The 6,000-nt window shown below is 68.1% G+C and carries 2 protein-coding genes, 1 tRNA gene and 2 rRNA genes (1 of these 5 cut by a window edge); 1 reads left to right on the plus strand and 4 read right to left on the minus strand.

Annotated features, from left to right (window positions below):
• Positions 1-311 precede the first annotated feature (311 nt).
• Positions 312-2,978 carry a SpoIIE family protein phosphatase gene (locus LIX60_RS07725; RefSeq protein WP_227962664.1) on the plus strand — a complete coding sequence of 889 codons (2,667 nt, stop codon included), beginning with the start codon at positions 312-314 and terminating at the stop codon, positions 2,976-2,978.
• A 50-nt stretch (positions 2,979-3,028) separates the two neighbouring features.
• Here LIX60_RS07725 and LIX60_RS07730 read toward each other — a convergent pair.
• The 4 genes from LIX60_RS07730 to LIX60_RS07745 form a co-directional block, all read right to left on the minus strand.
• Positions 3,029-3,101, minus strand: a tRNA-Thr gene (locus LIX60_RS07730).
• 16 nt (positions 3,102-3,117) lie between these two features.
• A complete protein-coding gene (locus LIX60_RS07735) occupies positions 3,118-3,906 on the minus strand; it encodes a DegT/DnrJ/EryC1/StrS family aminotransferase (protein ID WP_265585212.1) in 789 nt (262 codons plus the stop codon).
• Between the two features lie 61 nt (positions 3,907-3,967).
• A 5S ribosomal RNA gene (gene rrf, locus LIX60_RS07740) occupies positions 3,968-4,084 on the minus strand.
• Between the two features lie 75 nt (positions 4,085-4,159).
• Positions 4,160-6,000 (minus strand): 23S ribosomal RNA (locus tag LIX60_RS07745) (it continues 1,285 nt past the right edge of the window).

The raw sequence follows: 6,000 nt of genomic DNA on the forward strand, positions 1-6,000 counted from the left end.
ATAACAGTTCGGCAGCATCGCACACCGTCCGAGGCACTCTCCGGGGGGAATCACCCGCGACCGGCATCCTCGCGGACGGCGAAGGTAAGTAACCTTGCATGCGGCTGTCCACCTCCGGCCAAAGCACCGGTGGTGAAGCATGTGACTCAAGAGGCCGGCGGGGCCCGGCTGCGAGCCGCCCGGCCAGAGGGAGTGGGATGAAGGAGCGGGGCGAGAGCCTGGTCCGGCAGGACGAAACGGACCGCGGTACCGGCCGCCTGCCCGACGGCCCCGGTGGCCCCGAGCTCCCCCAAGCCCCCGCCCTGCCCGGGATGCGCTCCCCCGGCACCGAGACCTTCCCGAGGAGACCAGTGATCACCGCGCGGGCTACGGCCACCTTCGAGCCGGTCGGGCGCTCGGTCGCCAGCGCCCGCGCCTTCGTCCGCGACACCCTGCAGGGCTGGGGCTACTCCGACATCGTCGACGACGCGGTCGTCCTCACCAGCGAGCTCGTCACCAACGCCGTGGTCCACGCCGGCACCGCCGCCGACGTCCTCTGCCTGCGCACCGACGACGGTGTCCGCGTCGAGGTCGCCGACCGCTACCCCGAGCGCGACGTCCCCCTGCAGCACAACGCGGCACAGGCCGCCAGTCCCGACCGCGAGGGCGGCCGCGGGCTCATGCTCTGCGGAGCGATCGCCGCCAGCTGGGGCGTGGAGTACAGCCCGACCCACAAACAGGTCTGGTTCGAGCTCTCCCTCCCCGAGCGCCCCGCGGGCACCCGGTCGGCCGGCCCCGCCCTGCCCACCGACGCCCTCCCCGTCGCCGACGCCCGGGTCCGGGTCGCCGTCGTCCAGATCGACCGCGACTCGGCGGTCAGCTCCTGGAACGAGGACGCCGAGGCCCTCTTCGGCCACGAGACCGAGAAGGTCCTCGGCAGACCCCTCACCGACTTCGCGGCCTGGCCGCACACCCCCGGCACCGGTACCGGCATCGCCGAAGCCCTCCAGCTCTCCCGTTGGGAGGGCTCCTACGGCATCCGCGCCGCGGACGGCCGGGTCGTCCCCGTCTACGCCTCCCATCTGCGGGTCCGGGACGCCGACGGCGCCCCCTCCACCGTCTGCCTCCTCGTACGGGACCACGAACGCGCCGTGCTGCAGACGACGCTCCGCGCCCCCGCCTCCCCGGACGGCGCCACCCCCTCCGGGGAGCGCCAGGGCTCGGCCGCGGACCCCTTCGAGGTCTTCATCGGCTCCCCCGCCCCCGACGACCTCGACGGCCTCCTCCAGCGCACCGTGGAACGCGCCCGCGACATGCTCGACGGCGACGCCGCCTACCTGCTGCTCGCCACGGACGACGAGACCGAGCTGGAGGTCCGCGCCTCCACCGGCCTCCCCTCGGCCCGCCAGCGCTTCGCCCGCGTCCCCGTCGAGGCGGGAACCGGACGCTACGGGTCCGCCCGGATGCCGGCCGTCCACGAAGACCTCACCGTCGTCCCCGGCGCCGTCCCGCTCCTCGCCGGCACCGGCATGCGCTCCGTCGTCACCGTCCCCCTCAAGGTCGAGGGGCGGCTCACCGGCTCCCTGGGCGTGGCCGCCGAGGCCCCCGGCCGCTACAGCAACGAGGAGGCGCTGCGACTCCAGTTCGCGGCCGACCGCATCGCCCTCGCCGTGGAACGCGCCCGCCTCACCGAGCTGGAGCGGCTCCGCCGCGGCTCCCTGTCCTTCCTCGTCGAGGCCTCCGACCTGCTCGCGGGCACCCTCGACCGGGACCAGACCCTGGCGCTGATGGCCCAGATGACGGTCCCGACCCTCGCCACCTGGTGCGCCGTCTACACCGTCGCCGACCAGTCCACCGAGCCCGAACTCTCTTATGTGCTGCACGAGGACGAGGACCGGATCGACGGCCTCAAGACGCTGCTCGGCAAGGTCCCGCCACCCGACCCGGTACCGACCCCCGGCGCCCGCGTCTGGACCGCCCCCAGCGACGCGGCCCACTCGGCGGCCCTCCGCAGCTCGCTGCGGAACCTGGGCCTGGGCGACGACTCCGGAGCGGCTCACGGCCCCGGGCCGTCCCTCGCCACGGCGTCCGCCGTTGGCGGCGAAACGGTCGTCCTGCCGCTGGTGGCCCGTAACCGCGTCATCGGGATGCTCACCCTCGGCAAGCCCTCCGACGAGCACTTCCGCCAGGAGATCCTGGAGCTCGCCGAGGACCTGTCCCGCCGGGCCGCTCTGGCCCTGGACAACGCCCGCCTCTACTCCGAGCGCACCGCCATCAGCCAGTCCCTCCAGCGCAGTCTGCTGCCGCCCGAGCTGCCCGACGTGCCCGGCGTCGAGGTCGAGGTGATCTACCGCGCGGCGGGCGAGGGCAACGAGGTCGGCGGCGACTTCTACGACCTCTTCCCGATCCGGGACGGCGCCTACGGCTTCGCCATCGGCGACGTCTGCGGCACCGGCCCCGAAGCCGCCGCCGTCACCGGCCTCGCCCGGCACGCCCTGCGGCTCCTCGCCCGCGAGGGCTTCGGCGGCCCCGCCGTCCTGGAGCGCCTCAACGACGCCATCCTGGACGAGGGCGCCCGCAGCCGTTTCCTCACCCTGCTCTACGGCGAGTTGTGGCCGCAGCCGGACGGCAGCGCCCTGCTCAAGGTCGTCTGCGCGGGGCATCCCCAGCCGCTGCGCCTGCGCCAGGACGGCAGCGTGGAGCCCGCCGCGGAGCCCCAGCCGCTGCTCGGCGTCATGGAGGACCTCGAACTCTACGCGGAGGAGGTCACCCTGGCCCCCGGCGACGTTCTGCTGTGCGTCACCGACGGGGTCACCGAGCGCCGCGAGGGCACCCGGATGCTCGGCGACGAGGGCCTGGCCGACGTTCTGCGGACCTGTACGGGGCTGACGGCCGGCGCCGTCGCCGCCCGCGTGCTCCGCGCCGTGGAGCGTTTCGCCGCCGAGCCCGCCTCGGACGACATGGCGATCCTGGCCATGCGGGTACCGGAGCCGGCCTGAGCCCGGACATGCCGAAAGCCCCCGCCCGACGGCGGGGGCTTCCCGTTCTGAGCCCCAATACGGAATCGAACCGTAGACCTTCTCCTTACCATGGAGACGCTCTGCCGACTGAGCTATTGGGGCGCGGCAACGGGATAGATCATACCCGAGCCCTGGAGCGCTCCCGACCACTCCCCGGCCGGGAGGCGGGACGCAGCAGCCCTCCGAGAGCGTTGCATGCGGACACCACCCGCTGCAGCTCCCGGCGGGAGAGCGATGAACCGGAGGGCAGCGCCAGGCACTCGTCCGCGGCGCGCTCCGTCTCCGGGAGCCAGAGGTCCCGCCGGAACCCGGGCGTCCGGTGGACGGGCGTCTGCACGGGCACCCGGCAGGATATGCCCTTGCTCCGCAGCACCATCGCGAACGCGTCCCGGTCGGGCCGGCCGTTCCCCGGCACGCGCACCACGTACTGCTGGTAGGTGTGTCCGGCGCCCGCGGCCACGCGCGGGGTACGGACCCCCCTCAGCCGGGCGTTGAGATAAGCGGCATGCGCCTGGCGGTGCAGGATCTCCGCCGCGGGGCTCTCGTCCTCCTCGTGGTCGAGGAGCAACAGCCCATGGCGGCGTGCCGTTTCACCGAGGCCGGCCAGATCCGCGCGGTGCCCGAACTGGTGGACCGGCACGATCGCGGCGGTGCGCGGGGTGACCGCGCCGGCCGCGGCCTCCGCCGACAGGCAGAAGGAGTCGGCGTCGATATCGGCGAACACCGGTGTGGCGCCGGCCGCCCGGACGGCGTGCGCCACCTCCTGGGCCGCGAACGACGGCATGACGACCTCGTCGCCGGCGCCCACACCCGAATCCGTCAGAGCCCGCTCAAGTCTCTCCGCTGCACGTCCCATAGCTGCAGATGATCCGGGGCCAACATGAACTCCGAGTGGCCCGGAGAACAACGCGAGAAAGCCCTGTGGGGAACCGGAGTCCCCCACAGGGCTTTCTTCATTCTCAAGAATTGTTCGGCGGCGTCCTACTCTCCCACAGGGTCCCCCCTGCAGTACCATCGGCGCTGAAAGGCTTAGCTTCCGGGTTCGGAATGTAACCGGGCGTTTCCCTCACGCTATAACCACCGAAACACTATGAAACTGTACGAACCGGACGGCAACACAGTTCGTTGTTTCAGAACCAACACAGTGGACGCGAGCACCTGAGGACAAGCCCTCGGCCTATTAGTACCAGTCAACTCCACACCTTGCGGTGCTTCCATATCTGGCCTATCAACCCAGTCGTCTACTGGGAGCCTTAACCCCTCATGGGGGTGGGAGTCCTCATCTCGAAGCAGGCTTCCCGCTTAGATGCTTTCAGCGGTTATCCCTCCCGAACGTAGCCAACCAGCCATGCCCTTGGCAGGACAACTGGCACACCAGAGGTTCGTCCGTCCCGGTCCTCTCGTACTAGGGACAGCCCTTCTCAAGACTCCTACGCGCACAGCGGATAGGGACCGAACTGTCTCACGACGTTCTAAACCCAGCTCGCGTACCGCTTTAATGGGCGAACAGCCCAACCCTTGGGACCGACTCCAGCCCCAGGATGCGACGAGCCGACATCGAGGTGCCAAACCATCCCGTCGATATGGACTCTTGGGGAAGATCAGCCTGTTATCCCCGGGGTACCTTTTATCCGTTGAGCGACGGCGCTTCCACAAGCCACCGCCGGATCACTAGTCCCGACTTTCGTCCCTGCTCGACCCGTCGGTCTCACAGTCAAGCTCCCTTGTGCACTTACACTCAACACCTGATTACCAACCAGGCTGAGGGAACCTTTGGGCGCCTCCGTTACCCTTTAGGAGGCAACCGCCCCAGTTAAACTACCCACCAGACACTGTCCCTGATCCGGATCACGGACCCAGGTTAGACATCCAGCACGACCAGAGTGGTATTTCAACGACGACTCCACCCGAACTAGCGTCCGGGCTTCACAGTCTCCCACCTATCCTACACAAGCCGAACCGAACACCAATATCAAGCTGTAGTAAAGGTCCCGGGGTCTTTCCGTCCTGCTGCGCGAAACGAGCATCTTTACTCGTAGTGCAATTTCACCGGGCCTATGGTTGAGACAGTCGAGAAGTCGTTACGCCATTCGTGCAGGTCGGAACTTACCCGACAAGGAATTTCGCTACCTTAGGATGGTTATAGTTACCACCGCCGTTTACTGGCGCTTAAGTTCTCAGCTTCGCCATGACGGATCATGACTAACCGGTCCCCTTAACGTTCCAGCACCGGGCAGGCGTCAGTCCGTATACATCGCCTTACGGCTTCGCACGGACCTGTGTTTTTAGTAAACAGTCGCTTCTCGCTGGTCTCTGCGGCCACCACCAGCTCACACCGCAAGGGTGATCACCAGCAATGGCCCCCCTTCTCCCGAAGTTACGGGGGCATTTTGCCGAGTTCCTTAACCATAGTTCACCCGAACGCCTCGGTATTCTCTACCTGACCACCTGAGTCGGTTTAGGGTACGGGCCGCCATGAAACTCGCTAGAGGCTTTTCTCGACAGCATAGGATCATCCACTTCACCACAATCGGCTCGGCATCAGGTCTCACCCTTACACGGAGGACGGATTTACCTACCCTCCGGGCTACACCCTTACCCCGGGACAACCACCGCCCGGGCTGGACTACCTTCCTGCGTCACCCCATCACTCACCTACTACCCCCTCGGGCCGTCGGCTCCACCACTCCGACCTCGTCCGAAGACTCAGCCGGCGGCTTCACGGACTTAGCATCAGAAGGTTCAGCGCTGGCGCTTCAAAGCGGGTACCGGAATATCAACCGGTTGTCCATCGACTACGCCTGTCGGCCTCGCCTTAGGTCCCGACTTACCCTGGGCAGATCAGCTTGACCCAGGAACCCTTAGTCAATCGGCGCACACGTTTCCCACGTGTGTATCGCTACTCATGCCTGCATTCTCACTCGTGAACCGTCCACCACTGCCTTCCGGCGCGGCTTCACCCGGCACACGACGCTCCCCTACCCATCAGCACCCCCGTTAG

This window comes from Streptomyces sp. S07_1.15 (genome assembly GCF_020739505.1).
GTDB lineage: Bacteria > Actinomycetota > Actinomycetes > Streptomycetales > Streptomycetaceae > Streptomyces > Streptomyces xinghaiensis.